The organism is Occallatibacter sp. (assembly GCF_049802275.1).
Classification (GTDB): domain Bacteria; phylum Acidobacteriota; class Terriglobia; order Terriglobales; family Acidobacteriaceae; genus Telmatobacter.
On the sequence record NZ_JBARMD010000297.1, the window covers coordinates 1 to 20248 of the forward strand.

Annotated in this window: 17 protein-coding genes; 4 read left to right on the forward strand and 13 right to left on the reverse strand. The window is 58.3% G+C overall.

The genetic code is table 11. The annotated features are described in order from the left end of the window. From WA354_RS10455 to WA354_RS10505, 11 genes are all read right to left on the reverse strand, one after another. On the reverse strand, positions 1–785 hold a 785-nt coding region (locus WA354_RS10455; RefSeq protein WP_472812950.1), incomplete at its 3' end, for an efflux RND transporter permease subunit. Next, positions 782–1894 (reverse strand): efflux RND transporter periplasmic adaptor subunit, encoded by a 1113-nt coding sequence (locus WA354_RS10460; RefSeq protein WP_472812951.1) that lies wholly within the window; start codon positions 1892–1894, stop codon positions 782–784. The genes WA354_RS10455 and WA354_RS10460, both read right to left, overlap by 4 nt. Next, positions 1891–3246 (reverse strand): TolC family protein, encoded by a 1356-nt coding sequence (locus tag WA354_RS10465; protein ID WP_472812952.1) that lies wholly within the window; start codon positions 3244–3246, stop codon positions 1891–1893. Before WA354_RS10465 ends, WA354_RS10460 begins: the two co-directional genes overlap by 4 nt. A 169-nt stretch (positions 3247–3415) precedes the next feature. Beyond that, positions 3416–4510: a methylmalonyl Co-A mutase-associated GTPase MeaB gene (meaB, locus tag WA354_RS10470; RefSeq protein ID WP_472812953.1), complete on the reverse strand. Its 1095-nt coding sequence runs from the start codon at positions 4508–4510 to the stop codon at positions 3416–3418. Continuing rightward, positions 4511–6652: a methylmalonyl-CoA mutase gene (gene scpA, locus WA354_RS10475; RefSeq protein ID WP_472812954.1), complete on the reverse strand. Its 2142-nt coding sequence runs from the start codon at positions 6650–6652 to the stop codon at positions 4511–4513. Positions 6653–6654: 2 nt separating this feature from the next. Then, positions 6655–8403: a methylmalonyl-CoA mutase family protein gene (locus WA354_RS10480; RefSeq protein WP_472812955.1), complete on the reverse strand. Its 1749-nt coding sequence runs from the start codon at positions 8401–8403 to the stop codon at positions 6655–6657. A 2-nt stretch (positions 8404–8405) separates the two neighbouring features. Then, positions 8406–8933 (reverse strand): VOC family protein, encoded by a 528-nt coding sequence (locus WA354_RS10485; RefSeq protein ID WP_472812956.1) that lies wholly within the window; start codon positions 8931–8933, stop codon positions 8406–8408. Further along, positions 8930–9313: a biotin/lipoyl-containing protein gene (locus WA354_RS10490; RefSeq protein WP_472812957.1), complete on the reverse strand. Its 384-nt coding sequence runs from the start codon at positions 9311–9313 to the stop codon at positions 8930–8932. The genes WA354_RS10485 and WA354_RS10490 overlap by 4 nt, the downstream gene beginning before the upstream one ends. A gap of 30 nt (positions 9314–9343) precedes the next feature. Then, positions 9344–9778 (reverse strand): hypothetical protein, encoded by a 435-nt coding sequence (locus WA354_RS10495; RefSeq protein WP_472812958.1) that lies wholly within the window; start codon positions 9776–9778, stop codon positions 9344–9346. Positions 9779–9788: 10 nt separating this feature from the next. Further along, positions 9789–11363: an acyl-CoA carboxylase subunit beta gene (locus tag WA354_RS10500; protein WP_472812959.1), complete on the reverse strand. Its 1575-nt coding sequence runs from the start codon at positions 11361–11363 to the stop codon at positions 9789–9791. A gap of 324 nt (positions 11364–11687) precedes the next feature. Continuing rightward, positions 11688–13010, reverse strand: a complete 1323-nt coding sequence (locus WA354_RS10505; RefSeq protein ID WP_472812960.1) for a YncE family protein — start codon at positions 13008–13010, stop codon at positions 11688–11690. Positions 13011–13242: 232 nt separating this feature from the next. Between WA354_RS10505 and WA354_RS10510 the strand changes: the two genes are divergently transcribed. The 4 genes from WA354_RS10510 to WA354_RS10525 all read left to right on the forward strand — a co-directional run bounded on the left by WA354_RS10510 (position 13243) and on the right by WA354_RS10525 (position 17843). Next, entirely contained in the window at positions 13243–14250 is a 1008-nt protein-coding gene (locus tag WA354_RS10510; RefSeq protein ID WP_472812961.1) for a class I fructose-bisphosphate aldolase, read from the forward strand. Further along, complete coding sequence (locus WA354_RS10515) at positions 14247–15119, forward strand: polyphosphate kinase 2 family protein (RefSeq protein WP_472812962.1); 873 nt, start codon at positions 14247–14249, stop codon at positions 15117–15119. The genes WA354_RS10510 and WA354_RS10515 overlap by 4 nt, the downstream gene beginning before the upstream one ends. Before the next feature lie 94 nt (positions 15120–15213). Continuing rightward, positions 15214–15693 carry a (2Fe-2S)-binding protein gene (locus WA354_RS10520; protein WP_472812963.1) on the forward strand — a complete coding sequence of 160 codons (480 nt, stop codon included), beginning with the start codon at positions 15214–15216 and terminating at the stop codon, positions 15691–15693. Next, positions 15690–17843, forward strand: a complete 2154-nt coding sequence (locus WA354_RS10525) for a xanthine dehydrogenase family protein molybdopterin-binding subunit (protein ID WP_472812964.1) — start codon at positions 15690–15692, stop codon at positions 17841–17843. The genes WA354_RS10520 and WA354_RS10525 overlap by 4 nt, the downstream gene beginning before the upstream one ends. A 6-nt stretch (positions 17844–17849) precedes the next feature. On the opposite strand, the gene WA354_RS10530 is transcribed toward WA354_RS10525, so the two are convergent. Further along, positions 17850–19052 carry a zf-HC2 domain-containing protein gene (locus WA354_RS10530; RefSeq protein WP_472812965.1) on the reverse strand — a complete coding sequence of 401 codons (1203 nt, stop codon included), beginning with the start codon at positions 19050–19052 and terminating at the stop codon, positions 17850–17852. After that, positions 19049–20077: an RNA polymerase sigma factor gene (locus WA354_RS10535; RefSeq protein WP_472812966.1), complete on the reverse strand. Its 1029-nt coding sequence runs from the start codon at positions 20075–20077 to the stop codon at positions 19049–19051. The genes WA354_RS10530 and WA354_RS10535 overlap by 4 nt, the downstream gene beginning before the upstream one ends. Between the last annotated feature and the right edge of the window lie 171 nt (positions 20078–20248).

Here is a 20248-nt window from a genome sequence, read left to right on the forward strand (position 1 = left end):
CTCAGGTACACCGGGTGTCCGTGCACAACGCCCACTACGACCGCTTCCAGGTCCTCTCGGCGGTTGAAGAGATTCCCGGCATCGACCCGCACTTCCTGATTGTTTTCGGCAAAATTTCCCGCCTGCACGGTTGCACTTGCAGCCTGAAGGTGTCCGACAATGGACATGGGCGATATGCCATAGGCGTTGAGCTTCTCTGTGCTAAGCACTACACGCATTGTGCGCGGAAGTCCGCCAATGATCGTAGTCTCAGAAACGTTGGAGATCTGCTCGAAGTCATGCTGCATCTCGGCGGCGATGGCGCGAAGTTGATAGCCGTTGTAATGCTCGCCCCACAGCGTCAATGCCAGGATTGGAACATCGTCAATCGAGCGGGACTTAATCAGTGGTTGCGACACTCCCGGAGGCATGCGATCGAAATTGGAGTAAAGCTTGCTGTAGACCTTGATCAGCGCGTCTTCCTGCGGTGTGCCCACCAGAAAGCGCACAATCACCAGGCTCTGCCCCGGAGCCGACGTGGAGTACACATATTCGACGCCCGAGATCTGATGCACCAGACTCTCGATCGGAAGAGTTACCCTCTCTTCTACCTCGGCTGGAGATGCACCCGGCATCGCGGTGGCGATGTCCAGCATCGGGACCAGAATTTGCGGCTCTTCTTCGCGAGGAATGATAGCGACGGCGAAGATTCCGAGAGCCAGCGACGCTGCGATAAATAACGGTGTCAGCTTGGAGTTGAGAAATGCATGTGCCAGTCGCCCGGCAATTCCAAGGTCTTGCTTCATGGCTGGGCCTCGATGCGCTTGCCGGCCAGATCGCGATCGGCGGGATCGTCCACCAGTTTTTCACCGGCCGAAATACCCGACAGAACTTCAACATTGTTCTCCTGCGGCGCGCCCAGAGTCAGATAGCGAAGCTGCGCAATACCGTTGTTGTCGAGGACGTAAGCGCAGGCCAGCGAACCACGCATGACTACGGCGGAGCGCGGTATAAGAATTGACTGGCGCGTGCCGGTAGCAAACCCTGCCGAACCGTACATTCCCGCGCGCAGTTTCTCTGCGGAAGCAATATCGATTTTGACCATAAAGCTGTGGCTTGCGGGATTGGCGGCTGGAACAATTTCCGCCACCGTGCCCGTGAGATTCGCTGTTGGCGCACCGTCGATTGAAACAGGGACTTTCATTCCTTGGCGAACCGATCCGATGGCCGACTGATCGACCGTCACCTGCAGTTGCAGCGGTCCGGCGCTATCCACCTGCAGCAGCGGCACACCCGGAGAAGCCAGTGTTCCCGGATCGGCCAGCCGCGCCGTCACAACGCCTGCGAATGGCGCGCTCAAGCGCGTATAGCCAAGCATGGAGCGCGCGCCGCTATCCTGGGCCTTTGCCGCTTCGACCTGCGCGCGCAATGCTTCCACACGCTCCGCCGAAGCTTCTGCCCGCCGCGTTACCTCATCCAATTCCTGCGGGCTAACACTCTTCTGCGCCTGTAATTGCTTGTAGCGTTCGAGTGTGCTTGCGGCAAGATTCGCATCGGTTTGTGCCGCGGCCTGTTGGCTTTGTGCAGCCGCGAGTCCGGCCTCTGCCTGGTGCGATGAAGCGCGCAGCGTGGCGTCGTCAAGAACTGCCAGAGTTTGCCCGGCCCGCACATTGTCGCCCTCCCGCACCAGCACCTGCTCAATGCGTCCGACAACCTGTGCGGAGACAATCGTAGACTCGCGCGCATGCAGTGTTCCTGTGGAGCGTACGATTGCGGGCGCCTGCTCCTGGCGACTCTGCACCACTCGCGCCTGCACGGTTTGAGCGGCTACTGCAGGGGCAGGTTCTGCCGTATTACACCCGGCCAACATCGCCGAAAAAGCGGCGAGCAAACAACCAGACAAAATTACTTTCATTGCAATTCCTCCGCCGCATCGGGAGTCAAAGTCCCAGTAGCAAAAAGCAGTTCGGCATAAGCCATAGCGTTCCCATAGACGGCGCGCCAGTAATTCGACTGGCTCTGCCGCTCGGCATCCTCGGCACGCAGCAGGTCGGTGATGGTGGCCAGACCCGCGCCATAACGGTTCTTGAGGATGCGAAGACTTTCGGCCGATTGATCCATCGCTGCCCGCGCTGTTTCAAGAGAGAGTGTCGCCGTCTGGCGATGAATGTGGGCCTGGCTCACTTCGAAGCGCATGTGCTGTTGTGAGGAGGCTAGTTGCGCATCGAGCTTCTGTTTTGCCGCATTCTCGTGAGCAAGCTGCGCGCGTTTGCCGATAGGAAGAAAGTCGATGCTGATCTGAACGCCCGCAACCCAGTTGTTGCCACCTGAGCCTGCAAACGACGCGCGATCTTCTTCCCAATTGCCGTAGGCACTCACGCGGGGGCCGAAGTTCGATTTGGCCGCCCCCACCGCGCTTGCCTGGGCTGATTGCGCCTGTCCCAGCGCCATCAAGTCAGGCCGAGTCTTTGCGGCTGTGGCTATCTCCTGTTCCAGCGGCTGCTGTGGAAACGAGTGAGGCTCAATCGGCTGCAACTGGGATGCTTTGAGGTCGGGAGTTCCCATTGCCTCGCGCAATTGAGCCCACGCCAGCTCCAGGTCTCCCTGGGCCGCGATAAGTTCCTGTTTGCGCGCGGCGACGTTCACCTGCGCCGACATCCGATCCGACTCTACCGCAAGGCCTGCCTTGACGTGGTCGTCCACAGAGCTCAGAAGCGCATCCGCAGTCTCCTGATTATGGCTGGCGACATCAATCCCTCTCTGCGCATAGAGCGCCAACTGGTACGCCTGGATGACACTGAACACAATCTGCTGGTCAACCGCTTTGGCCGATGTTGCAGAGCTTTCTTTGAAAAGATCGGCGCGGTGGATCTCCTTCTGTGTTTTGAGCGAGTCGAATGCCATCCACGAACCGGAGACCCGCGTCGCGAAATTGCCGATCGGGTCGGGAGTGTTGAGAGCATCAAGCGCGAAGTCAGCCGCCGTAAACCGCTGTTGACGCAAGCGTGTGCCGAATACATATACCGGATCGTCTCCGCGGGAAATGTCTTCCGCGAAGTTGACCTGCGGCAGTAATTGGGTGCGCGCCAAAGTGGCTCCCGCTTTGGCTTCCTCGTTACCGGCACGTGCAATTGCAGCCTCAGGGCTGTGCCCCAAAGCCTGATTGATTGCCTCGCGCAGCGTAAGCGGTTCCTGCGAAGGGGCGGCCAGTCCCCCGAAACTGAACAGGAGAAAAAGGCCCAGAGATCGATAAAGGCGAGAACTCATTGCGTGCAATGTCCTTGGTTGGTGCATTCATAGGAACAAAGTCACGGAAGGAGCCATTCGTTACAAAAAAGCACCTCAAAAAGATGGAAATGGCTTCGATGGTCAGCCCGATGCAGCTTCCCGAGGCCGGGAACATCCTGCTAAACCTATAGGACGATTGGCCGGTTCGCTACCTTGTGGCTTTTGACGAGAAAAGCACAAGTAGATCCCGGACAGCTGCAGCCACGGTGATTTGCCCCGAGAGGACTTGTTCCTCCAACTCCGCGAGGCGCTTCTGGACAGTTGGGTCCGAGCGAAACAATTGCATCAACCCCGATTCAAGATTCTCGTGCATTGAGCGGCGAGCCTGCTCGCGGCGCCTTTGCTCAAACCAACCGTTTGCTGCCGTAGATGCTGAGTATTCGAGCACGCAGGACCAGAGGTCTGCCACTCCATGACCCGTCTTCGCAGAGCAGGTGATTGCACACGGCAACCAACCGGATGCAGATGAGGGGAGAAAATGCAGCGCGCTCTCGGCCTCGGCACGTGTCCGCTCGGACGGTTGGATATTGTCGCCATCTGCCTTGTTGACGGCAACAACGTCGGCCAGTTCCATCACGCCGCGCTTGATTCCCTGCAGTTCGTCTCCCGCACCGGCGATCGTGACTAGCAGAAAAAAGTCAACCAATTCGCGTACAGCGGCCTCCGACTGGCCGACACCGACCGTCTCGACAAGGATGTTCCGGTAGCCTGCAGCTTCGCACAACAGGATTGCCTCACGCGTATGCTGCGCCACACCGCCATGCGCGCCGCGTGACGGAGTTGGACGAATGAAGGCGCTGTCGCTGGACGCAAGAAATGTCATACGGGTTTTGTCGCCGAGGATGCTGCCTCCGCTCAGCTGACTGCTGGGATCAATCGCAAGCACCGCAACCTTCTCTCCGCGTTCCGTAATCAGATGCTTGCCGAGAGCTTCGATCAGACTGCTTTTGCCCGCGCCGGGGATCCCGGTTATTCCGACGCGGATCGAATTTCCGCTAGCGTGCAGGCACTTCTGCACGATCTGATCGGCGAGTACGCGGTCTGCCGGTCGAGAGCTTTCAACCAGCGTGATGGCTTTGCCAAGTGCAGAACGATCGCCTTTCTGGATGACTTCAACTAAGTCCGCCGCAGAGACGTTTTGCGGACGCAGTAAGGCATACCTGGTGCTGTCAGGCAACGCTGGCGGAGCGCAACCAGGCTTGACATGTAGCGTGGTCGGTTCGGCATCGGGCGAATCAATCAATTAGGAATCCACTCCAACACGGCTACCGCTTAGCACCCGCAGCATGTGCTGCGCTGCCGCCGGAATCACCGTTCCAGGACCGTAGATGCCGGCAACACCTGCGTTGTAGAGGAACTCGTAGTCCTGCGAGGGAATCACGCCTCCAACCACAACGGCGATGGATTCATGGCCGAGACGGCGCAGTTCGTCGATCAATTCCGGCACGAGGGTTTTGTGCCCTGCGGCGAGAGAAGACACGCCGACGACGTGCACATCGCTCTCAATAGCGAATCGTGCGACTTCGCGCGGAGTCTGAAAGAGCGGACCCATATCGACGTCGAATCCGATGTCGGCCAGCGCGGTGGCGATCACTTTTGCGCCGCGATCATGACCGTCCTGGCCCATTTTGGCGACGAGAATGCGCGGTCTGCGGCCCTCCTCCTGCTCGAATTCGACGACCATCTCGCGTGCTTTTCTGAATTCCTGCGCACCGGCAGCCCCGGCCGAATAGACGCCTGAAATGGTGTGCGTGACAGCCTCGTAGCGTCCCCAGACTTTTTCAAGAGCAGACGAGATTTCACCAAGCGTGGCGCGCGCGCGTGCCGCTTCCACGGCACACTCCAGCAAATTGCCGTTCTCTGAAACTGCGCAGTTCTCGAGGCGAGACAACGCTCGCTCGACGGCTTGCGGGTCACGATCAAGCTTCAATTGCTGCAGGCGGACTATTTGCGCCGCACGAACGGCTGCGTCATCAATGTCGAGAACGGGAATCTGTGGCTCCTCAGTGGCACGATATGCATTGACTCCAACGATTACATCTTTCCCGGAGTCGATGTTTGCCTGTCTGCGCGCGGCGGCCTCTTCAATCCTCATCTTGGGAATACCGGCTTCGATTGCCTTGGTCATTCCTCCCATTTCCTCAACTTCTTCAATCAGTTTCCAGGCACTGTGCATTAGCTCGTGCGTGAGGCGTTCAACATAATACGAGCCGGCCCACGGATCGATGACGCGGGTGATACCGGTTTCCTGCTGCAGGTAGATCTGCGAATTGCGGGCGATGCGCGCGGAAAACTCTGTCGGCAGAGCGAGAGCCTCATCTAGAGCGTTGGTATGGAGAGACTGCGTGTGGCCCAGAACGGCGGCAAGCGCCTCAACGCAGGTGCGCACTACGTTGTTGTAGGGGTCCTGCGCGGTCAGGCTCCAGCCGGAGGTCTGGCTGTGGGCGCGAAGAGCGAGAGATTTCGGATTCTCTGGTTTGAATTTCTTAACGATCTTGGCCCATAGAACACGTGCGGCGCGGAGCTTGGCAATCTCCATGAAGTGGTTCATGCCGATGCCCCAGAAGAAGGAGATGCGGGGCGCGAAGTCGTCAACGCTTAGGCCCGTTTTAATACCTGTACGCAGGTATTCGAGGCCATCGGCCAGGGTGTAGGCCAGTTCGAGATCGGCGGTCGCTCCGGCCTCCTGCATGTGGTACCCGCTTACGCTGATGCAGTTGAATCTGGGCATGCGAGTCGCGCAGTAGCGGAAGATATCACCCACGATACGCATGGATTGCGCAGGTGGGTAGATATAAGTATTCCGCACCATGAATTCCTTGAGGATGTCGTTCTGGATGGTTCCGCTCAGTTTTTCAACTGCGACGCCCTGCTCTTCAGCCGTAACGATATAGAAGGCCATGATGGGCAGAACCGCGCCGTTCATAGTCATCGACACCGACATGCGATCGAGCGGTATCTGATCGAATAGGATTTTCATGTCAAGGATGGAATCGATGGCTACGCCTGCTTTGCCGACATCACCCTTTACACGCTCGTGGTCCGAATCGTAGCCGCGATGCGTGGCGAGATCGAATGCGACCGAGAGCCCTTTTTGCCCGGCGGCGAGATTGCGGCGATAAAACGCGTTCGACTCTTCCGCATTGGACAATCCCGCATACTGCCGAATCGTCCACGGCTGCATTACGTACATGGTGCTGTACGGACCGCGCAAGTAGGGCGGAATGCCGGCGGCATACTCAAGGTGCTCGATGCCTGCGAGATCTTCGCGCGTGTACCACGGCTTGATGGCGATATGCTCCGGAGAGAGCCAGCTCTCTACCTGCATTGCGGAGCTATGCGCGATGCCTGGTTTGTAGTCGATTTTTGTGAAGTCGGGGCGCATCTCTAATCCCTGATTCCTATAAGCCGCTGGATGCCCGTGAGAACCTCGACGGCATTGCTGCGGACGTGAATGAAATCGGCGACACCGAGGTTTCGGAGCTGCTCAGCGGTATCCGGGTTGCCAGCGATGACGATATTGGCACCGGCGGAGCGATCTTTCAAAACCGGGATTAACTTCTCGACGATTGGAAGATACTCCGCATCAGAGCTGCAGAGCACGATCAAAGCCGCGCCGCTGTCGACAATTTGCTCGGCTTCTTTGAATTGCCGAATGGTTGTTGGGAGTCCAGCGCATGCCAGAAAGTCGGCTGCAAACTGCGAGCGGGCGCTGCGCATCTTGACATCGCCGATTTCCGCAAGAAGTATCCGCGGTTGGTTGCCAGTGCGCCGGATGAACTGTTCCGTGCGGAGCCGCAGAACCTCGAATGCTTTTGCTGCTCGCGGCACGGAGCTGATGAGCGCTTGGTCAATGCGACCCAAGGCTTTCTCAGATGCATCCGCAAAGCGATTGGTTCCTGTGAGAACGCGTCGACGGAAGTCCACGGCCTGCTCGCGCGAACTTCTCCGTCGATCGAGCACCGATGCGATTACTCCGGCTGCCCGCGCTTCTTGATAGCCTCCTGATGCCTCGAGTTCCTGAAACAACTTCCACGCCTTCGACGCGATGGAGTTTGTCAGCACCTCAATGACATACGCACCACCAAGCGGATCGGCAACGCGGGAAAGCAGCGCTTCCTGCTTCAAGACGATCTGCGTATTACGCGCCAGTCTACGGCTGTTCTCGTCCGGATGCTTGTAGCACTCGTCGAAGGGGGCGCACGAGACGGAGTCTGCGCCTCCGAGTATTGCCGAGATCACTTCCGTCGTAGCGCGCAGGATGTTGACGTGGGGATCATAGATGGTCTTGTTCCAATTCGCCGTGCGCGCATGTATCTGCGTCACTCCGGCTGGATGCGTCCCGTCAAAGCTCTCGACGGCTTTCGCCCAAACCACGCGAAACGCGCGAAGCTTCGCGATCTGGACGAAGAACTCCGGTCCTGTCGCAAATGAAAAAGAAAGTGAGCCTGCGACGCGATCGATGCCCAAGCCCCTCTCTTGCATTGCTGCGACGAGATCCACCCCTGCCGACAGCGCGAAGCCAACCTCCTCGATCGCGCCTGCTGCGCGTTCCTGAAACTCGTCCGCATGAATGACAAACGGCCTGAGGCCGGTTGGCGCGTTGCGCACGATCTCTGCAGAATGGTCTAGATCGGCAAGCGAATCCAGATCTGTTGAGACGGCCGCCCCGTGCGGTCGTTTCTTAAGCCGCTCGATCAGCAGTTCAACAGACGCTCGGCCCAAGCCTGCGCAATGTACAGGAATCTCGTTGAGGTTTGCGAGAAGGAGAGCAATGTCTGAAGAGCTATCCAGCCTCGGGCGGTGGAAAGCAACCTCTTCGGCGCCGGCCGCGATTGCGCTACCTGCGGCGCGATTCGCCTCTTCCGGATCGGCAATATCCAACTCTTCGCGGATCCGCCAGTCAGCAGTGGCGCGAGCGGTGCGCACGTAAGGGAAGTCTCCGGGTGTGGCATCCATAAATTGCAGGCCTGCCAGATCTTCGGCACGGTAGTATGGCTTGACCGCGAGTCCTTCTTCCGGGTGCCAGATCATTCTGGACGCATATTCCGCGCCTTTCACGTTCTCGCGAATGATGCGTTCCCACTGTTCCGTACTGACGGGAGGGAACTCCGATAGAAGACTTTCGGTGGGCATGTTTACTTGCTCTCCGGGACCTCGACGATTTCGATCAGGATGCCGAACGGGCTATCCTCTTTTGACTTGGGATGAACAAAGAACACGGTGGTTCCGCGCGAGCCCTTGCGCGGAGCCGGATCGATAATCCTGAAACCTCTCGCTCGCATTGCTTCGAATGCACGCTGCGCACTTTTCACCCGGAACGCGACGTGCGCCAATCCCCCGCGGCCACCATTCTTTTCGATAGTCTTCTGCACCGGTGAATCCGCATTCAGCGGCTCGAGAAGCTGGATGAGGTTGGGCCCGTCGGCGATCTGGAGCAGAGCTTCCCTTACCTGGTCAGAACCCAACACCTCTTCACGATGGATTTCGCGGAAGCCGAGCATCTCGTACGCCTTCACTTGGCCGTCCAATTCCCCCCGCCTTACCGCGATGGCCACGTGATCGACAAACAGGATTCCGGGAACATCGCTGACCGATTGATCGACAGTCGTCTGGCCCGCTTTTTCTTCGTTTTCAACTTCGTATGGCGCGATCGATTCCGTCATTCGAACTCCACCAGCAACTGGTTCACCTTCACCGATGATCCCGGAATAACCAGCACGCTCTTGGCTATTGCTGCTTGCGGCGCGGTGATCTGCATTTCCATCTTCATAGACTCCAGCACCATGACAACCTGGTTCGCCTCCACGGCTTGACCTGGCTCGATTTCTACGCTGATGACCATGCCTGTGACGGGGCTTCGGCATTCCTTATCGTTGTGAGATTCCGCAGCTTGAGGCGCAGCAAGCGGCAATTCAATCTCTACGGGGACATATGCAGCGGGCGCGGGCGGATAGGGCGGATATTCTGGCGCGCTTTCCGGGGCCTCCAGAATTTCGACTTCGGCCTCATATGCTTTGCCGTCAATTGTGATTCGAAGCTTCAATGCCCTCTCCTGTAACCTCCAACCTGAGAATCACCTTCCAGCGCGTGCGTTGTGCGATCCCTGCACGAGCACGCGACCTTGCTGCGACCATGGACTCGCGACCGGCTTGACTGATCGAACCTGCGCGTCCGGCCCAAGTGCTGCAACCGCTGACGCTGCAATCACTGCCTGAATTTCGGGAGCAATCGCCTCGGATTCTTCTGCGGCTTGTGTTTCTTCAAACTCGCTGGTTTGAACTGTGTTTTCGTCGCTTAGCTCAAGCGGCTTTGAAAGAGCATGGTGCTCGGCAAGGCGAGTCTCCAACGCACGAATCGCATCATCGAGCGAGCCGAGTTGGTCGGCGATTTTCAGTTGGCGTTCCGCGACGATTTGTTTGAGCTTGCGCAGCAAGAGAACGTAGCCGGCAACGCATGTGATGGCGACCAACGCCAGAATCAATATCAAGTCTGTCCAATGCAAGGTCACGCGCGGATCCTCATAACGGAATCAATCCATGTTTCTTCTGGGGGCGGAGTTCTCGCTTGCCGTGGAGCGATTCCAGAGCGTGCGAGAGGTATCTGCGAGTCTCTGCCGGCTCAATGATTTCGTCGACCAAACGACGCCCCGCGGCGACATAGGGGTTGGCAAAGGTCTCGCGATACTCTTCGACCAGTTCCTGGCGGCGAGAAACCTGGTCGTGAGACGCTTCAATTTCATGCCGGAAGACAATCTCCGCAGCGCCTTCAGCACCCATTACCGCGATCTCGGCAGTTGGCCATGCGACTACGCGATCGGCACCCAGACCCTTGGAGCACATGGCAATGTATGCGCCGCCGTAAGCCTTGCGCAGGATCACCGTGATCTTGGGAACGGTGGCTGCCGAATAGGCAAAGAGCAGCTTGGCGCCGTGACGGATGATGCCGCCGCGCTCCTGTTCGACGCCCGGCAGGAAACCCGGCACATCGACAAATGTAAGCAGCGGAATATTGAATGCATTGCAGAAGCGAACAAAGCGCGCGGCCTTGTCGGAGGCATTGATATCGAGCACGCCTGCCATTGCGCTTGGCTGGTTGGCAACGATGCCAACCGGGCGACCTTGCAGACGTCCGAAACCGATGATGATATTCGGGGCAAAGCCGGGCTGAATTTCAAGGAAGTCGTTGTAGTCTACAACCCGCGTGACGATAGCGCGCACGTCGTACGCGACTTTGGGGTCGACCGGCACAATTGAGTTCATGTCCGAGTCAGACTTGATGCGCGAGTTGAATGGCATCCGGGGCGGATCTTCAAGATTGTTGGAGGGCATGAAGCTGAGGAGGCGGCGGCAAAGCTGCAACGCCTCTTTGTCATCCTCCGCAATCAAATGCACCACGCCGGACCGGTTCATCTGCGACTGCGGACCGCCGAGGTCTTCGGAACTGACATCTTCTCCGGTAACCTGTTTGATGACCTGCGGTCCGGTGATAAACATGCGGGCCTGTCGCGTTTGAATTACAAAATCAGTCAGCGCGGGGCTGTAGGCTGCTCCGCCGGCGCACGGGCCGCAGATGACAGCGATCTGCGGGACGGTTCCCGAGAGCTGGACGTTTCGATAGAAAACGCGAGCATATCCGTCGAGGCTGTCGATGCCCTCTTGAACGCGTGCACCGCCGGAGTCGTTGATGAAGACGAACGGGGTGCCGGTCTTGAGTGACATGATCATCATCTCGACGATTTTGCTGCAATGCACCTCTCCCGCGGCGCCGCCGAGTACAGTGAAGTCCTGGCTCGCCAGGTGGATCAACCGGCCTTCGACGTTGGCTGCGCCAATCACCACGCCATCCGCGGGCAGATCCTTTCCCCCCATTCCGAAGTAGGAGGCGCGATGACGGGCGAAGATGCCGACTTCTTCAAAAGTGAACTTGTCCACCAGCGCGGCGATGCGTTCACGGGCCGTCAGTTTGCCGGATGCGTGTTGTTTTTCAATTCGATCCCGGCCGCCACCCAGTTCAAGCTCGGCGCGCCTGGCTCGCAGGTCGGCGATCCGCTCCTGCATCGTCTTCGCCTTTACGCGTTCTTCCAGCCTTGCCATTCATGCTCCAGATTTCGTGTTCCCGGACCGGTATATCTTGCCGACCACCATTCCGCGGCAGGTTGCTTCCTAATGCGCTGCTGCGAACGGCATTTATCGGCCCGTAACCATCGCAATTCTAGGCCTCAACAAAGTAAGGCGATGTGATCTGGTTCACGTTATCGAGACGCGGGTTTGCGACAAAAAGGGGCTGTCGATCCAAGTCTCGAAGAGGGCATTTAATTTGGACGGCGAACGATTTGACGGGAAGACTAAGTTACTAAGGCTAAGCTGTTTAACCTTGATCGGGAGGAGGATGCTGGAGGCATCCGTTCACGCCGAATTCTAGTTTCCAATCACAAGAACCTGGAAGCTGCTGTCGACGGCGCTCATCTTCAAAGGCGCGCCGTTGATTGGAGGATTATTGAGCTCGGCGCCGTAAATGACGCTGGCGAGGTAGACTTCTCCATTCGCAGGATTGACGGCCAGCGTTCGCGCATTCTGGCGAGTCGGCAAAGTCTGAATGACGGCATAGGTATCGGTCACGTCCTGGCGGATGACGGTAAGACTTCCGTCTCTGCCCCCATTTGCCGCAAAAACCAGTCCACGATTGGGGTCGTAGCCGATGGCGTCAGCGCCATAGCCGATGGGAAGAGCCGCTATGCTTTGACCAGTCTCCGCATTCAAGACCACCATGCGCATATTAGTGCATGCGGCGAAAAGCCGTTGGTGCGCGGGGTCGATCGCGAGTGCGCGTGGTCGCTCGCAATTCGCATCGAGTCGCAACCGAACCGGATAGGCATCCGCGGGCGGGGCAGGTTTAGCGCCGAAAGTCCAATCAACAAGAAAGGGCTTCTCAGTTGCTGCACTCGAATCCGTTGGAAACGAAGCGGATCGGTCGGGGGGAGCAGGGCGGATCGCTGGCTGCGCGTCGATAATCCGATGCATTGCCGAACCGATTGCCTGGGCGTCGAGCCTTAGAATCTGGCTGCGATCTGCAACCGTGATGTAAATCCTGCCATTGCCGTCTCCCTGCGCGAATCCGAGACTCCCAGAGAGCACAATTTGCGCAAGGGGAACTCTCCGCTCTGTATCGATAACGGTCAACGTGGATTCAGGACCGCCCTCTGCCGTATTGCGGGGGCTGGGCCCGCGTGAGGGCTGGGCCTGCCTTGAAGGGGCGGATTGGCTTGCAATCGCAGTTTGGCTTTCCCGGGCGGTCGCCTGTGAACCCACCACGAAGAGCAGCCCGCTGGCTGGATCAAGGGCCATGGATCGCGGTGACGGTCCGGTTGGAATGCTGGCGACGACCTGAAAATTGCGCCGGTCGAAGACCCGGACCATGTCGGCCGGACCATCGCTGATATACCCGTAGCCGCCTTCCTGATCGAGAACGACGCTATGCGCCTGGCGCATTCCCCTGACGATTCCAGCGAGTGTGCCGCTCTCGACGTCGACAACCTGCACGGCCGGCCCGTGAGCAATGAAGAGCTGGTGCGCGGAGGGATCCATGGTCATGTAGTCCCAGTCGCCAACCCCGCCCACGATCCATGTTTTGGTGATGAAGAAAGGGTGAGCGGGCAGTGCCGTGGACGGAGTCGGAAAAGGGGATAGCTGTGCAGATGCGACACTGCACACTATCAGTGAGAGGCTCAGGAAGATCCTCATTATGTGACCCGCTCCTGATAAGATTTGACGCTCTAAGTTGTTCTGGCGCTCAGCTTTTTTAAGGCAGAAGCCGTTCAGGTTCTTGCTGAAGGAAACAAAAAGCAAAACCCCGAATGGCCTTCGGCATCAGAAAAGGTGTAGCCACATTCAGCAGTCTACCGGGTGCCCGCTCACAATTCTGCAGATTTGAGAATTATCGACAGAAAGGACAATCGAAATGGATGCTCGTCAGTTGAACGATACGGCAAAAGCCATGGTCGCCGGTAACAAAGGCCTACTGGCCATGGATGAGAGTACACCTACCGCCAACAAACGCTTTGCCGCGACGGGCATTCCTCAGACCGAGGAGATGCGGCGCGCCTATCGCGACATGATTGTCACTGCCCCGGGACTCGGTGATTGTCTGAACGGCGCCATCCTGGTGGACGAAACTATTCGTCAGCAGACGAGAGCGGGAGTCCCGTTCGCAAAGGCACTGGAAAAGGTCGGCATTATTCCCGGCATCAAGGTCGACGCTGGAGCCAAGCCGATGGCTGCGCATCCCGGCGAAAAGATCACGGAGGGGCTGGACGGACTGCGCGACCGGCTAGCCGAGTACGTGAAGATGGGGGCGCGTTTCGCCAAGTGGCGAGCTGTCATCACGATCGGCGACGGCATTCCAAGCGACGGCTGCCTTGAGGCGAACGCCCTCGTTCTCGCGCTGTATGCGGCCTTGTGCCAGGAGGCCGGCCTGGTTCCCATCGTCGAACCCGAAGTGCTGATGGATGGCGATCATACGATGGAGCGTTGTGCCGAGGTTACGGAACGAACTCAGCACACCGTTTTTGCGCAGCTCGTGGCGCAAGGAGTCTTGCTCGAAGGCATGATTCTGAAGCCCAATATGGTCGTTCCCGGATTGAAGTGCCCGCAGCAGAACTCGAACGAAGAGATCGCCGATGCCACCGTGCGTTGTCTTCTACGCACAGTGCCCGCGGCTGTACCCGGCGTTGCGTTTCTCTCCGGCGGCCAATCCGGCGAACTTGCATCCGCCCGGCTTAGTGCGATGAATGCACGTTTCAGGGGACGGATGCCTTGGGGATTGGCGTTCTCGTTCGCACGGGCTATCCAGGAGCCCGCCATGCAGATCTGGCATGGAGAAGACGCCAACGTGGCGGCGGCGCAGAAAGTTCTCGTGCATCGGGCCCAGTGCAACGTTGCCGCTCGGCGGGGTGAGTACACGCCCGCGATGGAGAAGCAATGACCGGCAAACACTTCATTGAAGATTTTCGTGTTCCTCCCGGACAACGTGTTCGGCTCACCAACTTCGATCCCGCATTCAAAGGCAAGCACAGCAAGACCCATGCGCTGCGCAAAACCCAGGAGCTCTGCGTAACCATGGGCGAACTACAGCAGAACTTTTTTGCAGAGCGCAAGCGCTCGCTGCTCGTTTGCCTGCAGGCGCTCGATGCCGGAGGAAAGGACGGCGTGGTCAAACACGTCATCGGGTCAATGAATCCGGATGGGTGCGACGTGGCCAATTTCAAGGAGCCCACGCCGGAAGAACTGGCGCACGATTTTCTATGGCGTGTTGAAGCGAAGACGCCGAAGCGGGGCGAAATTGCGATCTTCAACCGCTCTCATTACGAAGATGTGCTCGTTGTGCGCGTGCATAATCTGGTGCCGAAAGAGGTCTGGTCGAAACGCTACGATCAGATCAATGACTTCGAACGCCGGCTCGCAGCAAACGGTACGCATATTCTGAAGTTCTTTCTTCACATCAGCAAAGAGGCGCAGCTAAAGCGCTTTGAGCAGCGGCTTGACGATCCCGCAAAGCGTTGGAAGATCAGCGAATCAGATTACACAGAGCGGGAGTACTGGGACGATTATGTGCAAGCGTACGAAGATGCGCTTGCCAATTGCAACACCGAAGATGCTCCCTGGTTTGTGATTCCGGCAGACCATAAGTGGTTCCGCGACCTGGCGATTTCGGAGATCATCGTGGCGGCGTTGCAGTCCATGAATATTCAAGTGCCGAAACCCACCGTGAATATTGAAGATATCCGGCGTAAGTATCACTCTGCAGCGAAAGAGGGTAAACAAGGAAGACGCAAACGGCGCGCACGCTCCTGATTCCGGCGCGGGATTGCCCCCTCAACGTGCGCCACATAATTGCGCTATGCTTAAGCCCGTACCGGCCTGATTGGCGGCCGCTAGGGAGCTCGCAATGGGCGAACTGGTTCTGAGCGTTAACGGCAAACCTTATAAAGTGAACGCGCCGGAGGAGGAGACGCTGCTCTCTGTCCTGCGAAACCGGCTCAACCTTACCGGCACGAAATATGGTTGCGGAGAAGGACAGTGCGGCGCATGCACTGTGTTGATGGATGGAACACCAACGCGCTCATGCTCGATTCCCGCGGGTGCTGCGACGGGGGCAAAGATCACGACCATCGAGGGCCTGGAACAGGATGGCAAACTCACGGCCGTGCAGCAGGCATTTCTCGACGAAGGCGCTTTTCAATGCGGTTACTGCACCTCAGGAATGATCATGAGCGTGACGGCCCTGCTTCGCGACAACAAGGCGCCGAATGAAGAGCAAATACTGGGCGCGATGAACGGCAACGTCTGCCGCTGCGGAACCTACCCGCGCATTCTTGAGGCGATTAAACGCGCTTCAGGTCTGACGACATCCGGAGGTGGGCGATGAACCTCCGTGAGTTGGAGTTAATGGAAGAGAAAGAAAATCTAAGTGCGACAAACCTGAGTTCACAAAAGAGCGGCATCGAGATAGACCGCCGCGATTTTCTCAAAGTTCTCGGCGGCGGCCTGCTTGTCTGTCTCACTCCCATCCCATCGTTGGCGCAGGAATCCGGTCGCGGCTTCGGTTCTCACGAGTTGCCCAAAGACATCAACGCGTGGATCCATATTGGTGCCAACGACCAGGTCAAAGTCTTCACCGGCAAAGTCGAAGTAGGACAGAACATTCGTACTTCGCTCGCACAGGCGGTAACCGAGGAGCTGCGCGTTCCATTCGACTCGGTCACCATGGTCATGGGCGACACCGATCTTGTCCCCTGGGACATGGGCACCTTTGGCAGCCGCACCACGCCGACGATGGCTCCGCAGTTGCGCAGTATGGCGGTTGCGGGCCGAGAACTCCTGGTTAAGATGGCAGCAGAGCGATGGAATACCGACTCCTCAAAACTCATCGCAGCATCGGGGAAAGTGACAATGCCCGACGGGTCGAAGTCGCTCACCTACGGCGAACTGACGCGCGGCGAGGCACTGGTGAAGAACGTTGCAGGCGATCCGCCGTTCACTCCGGCTACTGAATGGAAGATTGCTGGAACGCCCGTGCCTAAGGCCAACGGCCGCGACTTCGTTACCGGCAAGCATCAGTTCCCTTCCGACATCGTTCGACCGGAGATGATGTTTGGCGCGGTGCTACGGCCGGAGGGCTTCAACGCAACGCTGCAATCGCTTGACGCGAACGCCGCTGAAAAGATGCCGGGAGTGAAAGTGGTGCGGGATGGCGATTTCACCGGTGTGGTCGCGAACGATCCGTTCTCCGCTGAAAAGGCTCTTGAGGCCATCCATGCGAAGTGGAAAGTTCCCGATCAGCAAGGCAACCAAGGCCTCTTCGAATACCTCAAGACCAATCCGGAAGGACAACCGGAACGTGCTGACCATGTCGTCGGGGCGGTCTCGTCAGCGCTTGCTGATGCCGACTTGCAGCTTGAATCCCAGTACACGGTCGAGTACATCGCGCACGCTCCTCTCGAACCGCGTGCTGCGGTCGCCGAATGGAACAACGGCAAGCTCACCGTCTGGACGGGTACGCAGCGGCCGTTTGGCGTGCGCGACGAGTTGATGGAGGCGTTTCACCTTCCTGCGGAAAAGGTGCGTGTGATTCAACCCGACATGGGCAGCGGGTACGGCGGCAAACATACCGGCGAAGCTGCGATCGAAGCGGCGCGACTATCCAAGGCCGCGGGCAAACCGGTGAAGGTGGTATGGACGCGGCAGGAAGAGTTCACCTGGGCCTACTTTCGCCCTGCCGGACTGATCGAAATCAAAGCCGGCGCCCGGCACGATGGAACGCTCGTAGCATGGGAATACCACAACTACAATTCCGGGCCCGCTGCTATCGCCACGCCTTACGATGTTGCGAACCGGCTTATCCAGTACCATCCGGCGAAGTCGCCGTTGCGGCAGGGCTCTTATCGCGGACTTGCCGCGACCGCGAATCACTTTGCGCGCGAGTCGCACATGGACGAGATGGCACATGCAGCGAAAATAGATCCGCTTGCCTTCCGCTTGAAGAACATCAGCAACCCGCGATTGAAGGCAGTGCTTCAGAGTGCGGCAGACAAGTTTGGGTGGGCCGGCGGACAATCCACATCGGGGCATGGATACGGTATTGCATGCGGGACGGATAAAGGTGGATTCGTCGCCACGTGTGCCGAGGTGACCATTGACCCTGCAACCAAACAGGTGAAGATTCGACGCGTGGTCGAGGCCTGGGAATCCGGCGCGATTGTGAATCCCGATGGATTGCGCAACCAGATGCAGGGCGCCATTGTGCAGGCGATCGGCGGTGCGTTGTTTGAGCGGATTCTCTTTGGCAACGGCCGCATCCAGAATCCGCTCTTCTCCAAATACAAGGTGCCGCGTTTCAGTGACACGCCGCAGGTGGAGATCGTGCTTCTCGATCGCAAGGATCTGCCCTCCGCCGGTGCGGGCGAAACCGGCCTCGTTGGCCTTGCGCCAGCGGTAGGAAATGCAATCTTTGCAGCCACGGGAGTACGTCTGCGCAGCATGCCTATGACGCCGGACAACAACGTCATCCGGGCTTAGCTCAGTTCATTTCTGGGTGTCCGGGTCTGGTATCCAGGTCTTTCCGTCGTAGCTGACCCAGGTTTGCAATTGCTCGTTCACTAGTTCAAACCGAGTTGTCTGCGGAGCCCGCAAGGCAGCGGCTTGCGTCCCGACCGGCCGGGTAAGAACGTGAATGGCACGTCCTGTCCACTGCGTGTGAATCGGCTGCCAGTGTTTGCCCTCGTCTTCGCTCAGAAATATCGTTCCAGCCGTGTCGAGCGCGATGCTGCGGCTTGCCTCGGAAGCCTGGGAGAGAACCCCAAGCCCGCTGGGCAGAATTATCTTCTGTACTTTGCCAAGCCCGTCGTATTTCAGGTTGGACAATGGGGCCGAGGGTACCTGGGGTGGTGCGGCCAAAGCAGGCTTTGGCGCCGACTCCATCCTCTCCGCCTGTACGGTGACGGCTTGTGACGCCGATCCTGGCGCAGCGTGTGTCATCACCGGCTTGTTCGCCGCATCTGCCGCAATGTCTTGGGACTCCTGTAGGACGTTCTGCTGCGCTAGATTCTGCTGCTGGAGCTGATTTGCGGCTGCGGGGCCGTCGTACGGCGAAGATTTCGCTTTCGCAGACATCGCTCCCTGCACCGACCCGCCCAAAAGGCCTGGAGACGCCCCAATAGGGGTGCCTGAGGCCCCGGCTGCAAGTTCATTTCGTTCGATCGACTTCTTCTCGTCGAGTCGCTTCATTTGATCCTTGTCCGCTCGCGGCAGAGCGTCATCACGCACTGCGGAAGGCCTTACCGGCTGCGCCTTTTGCAACTCTTCGGTCGGATGGATCGCCAACTTGGGACTCGTCGCTGGCGCTTTTGCAGGTTCGGGGCTGTTAAGAGAATCGGTCTGGGACAGCTTTGCAGTCATCTGCGTCCCCGGCGCGGCATGGCGAAAGTGCTGTACAACCGCGACCCCGATGAGTCCCGCAAATGCTGTCGCCGGAATCCACATCCATTTCCAACCGCTGGACCAGGATGCGCGCTGCTTCGCGGGCGCCGAGCTGGTGACGGGCGCTGATTGATCTTTCTGATGCTCCGATGCCGCATGCTGCGCCAGGAACACGACTTCGCGACAGCGGCGACACGTGGCCATGTGCATAAGAATCTGATCGCGCTCGGCCGCAGGCAACAATTGCTCCGCGAATGATGTGAGGCTCTCGGCGTCGGGATGCATTCCGGATTGGGCGGTCGGGTTCATCCTGTCGTCTTCGCCTTATCTGTGAATTGCGGTAACGCAACATTTTCTTGTGCGGTGGTCGGACTTGCCATGACCTGTTCCAAAGTTGCCCGATCTTGGATCGGTTCAGGCTGCGAAGTTTGCAGTAGTTTTCTCAAATCCATTCTCAAATCCAAATCACGGGGATCGGTGCCGAGCGCTTCTTCCGACGCCTTGCGGCTCATCCCGCTCTTTTCAAGATTGCGCAGAAGTTGCTCGCGAATCGCATCGGTGGCACGCTTCAGCCTTCGGCTTATGGTCGCTTCATGCACATGCAGGAGTTGGCCGATCTCGGCCAGCGTTTTGTCGTCAACATAGTAGGCTGCAAGCAGAAATTGCTCCTCCGCTAACTGATCGCGCAAAGTTGCATGAATAGCCTGCCGGAGCGTAGCAATCATCGCGGGTTCGGGGTCGGGCGTGGAATCAGGCGCGGGAGCATCGTGCAACTGGTCATCAAATGCCTGTTCGCGATACGTGCGCCGGTAGTGATCCACAAACCTCTGAGCCAGCGTGGTGCGAAGCCAGCCGAGCAGGTAGCCGCGCCCTCGATAGGAATCAAGCGGGCAGCGGCGCTCACCTTCGCGAGTGTTCAGTCCGTAAAGCTCCGCATAGAATGCATCGGCCAGATCACGTCCCACAGTTTCGCTGCCGCTGATGGCAATGGCAGCGCGTGTAAGCGGCTGACCGTAGACCGCCATGAAATGCTCCCATGCGCGCTCGTTGCCTGAGGCGCAAGCCTTCGCCAGCACAAGGTCTGCCAGTTTGAGGCTGCGGAAAAACGTTGCCTGCTCTTCCTTTTGAGCCGCAACGCCGGAGGCGAGCCCGAAGTTCTGCGCCATCGCGACAAGCAGAAGGATCCGATCAAACTCGTTGCGTTCCAGCCCCCACGCTTGCGCACCGCATTCACCCCATAGCTCATCCAGCAGAGTCGGGTGCACTGCAATGGGAGCAGGCAAAGTCTGCCCGGCATGCAGATCCTCGATGGGCTGGATTGGTGCTGCGTCCACGACACGAAGATACGCTAAATAATCTCTGCAAGAAACCCTCAGGCCCCCGTTCCCAGCCCAGAGCCGGAGCTGATGCTGCCGGCGGAGGGTACGCATGAGCATTCCGGTCAAGTTGACTCTTCTCGGGTCTACGCTTTTGGCTACCGCACTGATTGCAGGTTTTGTATTGCA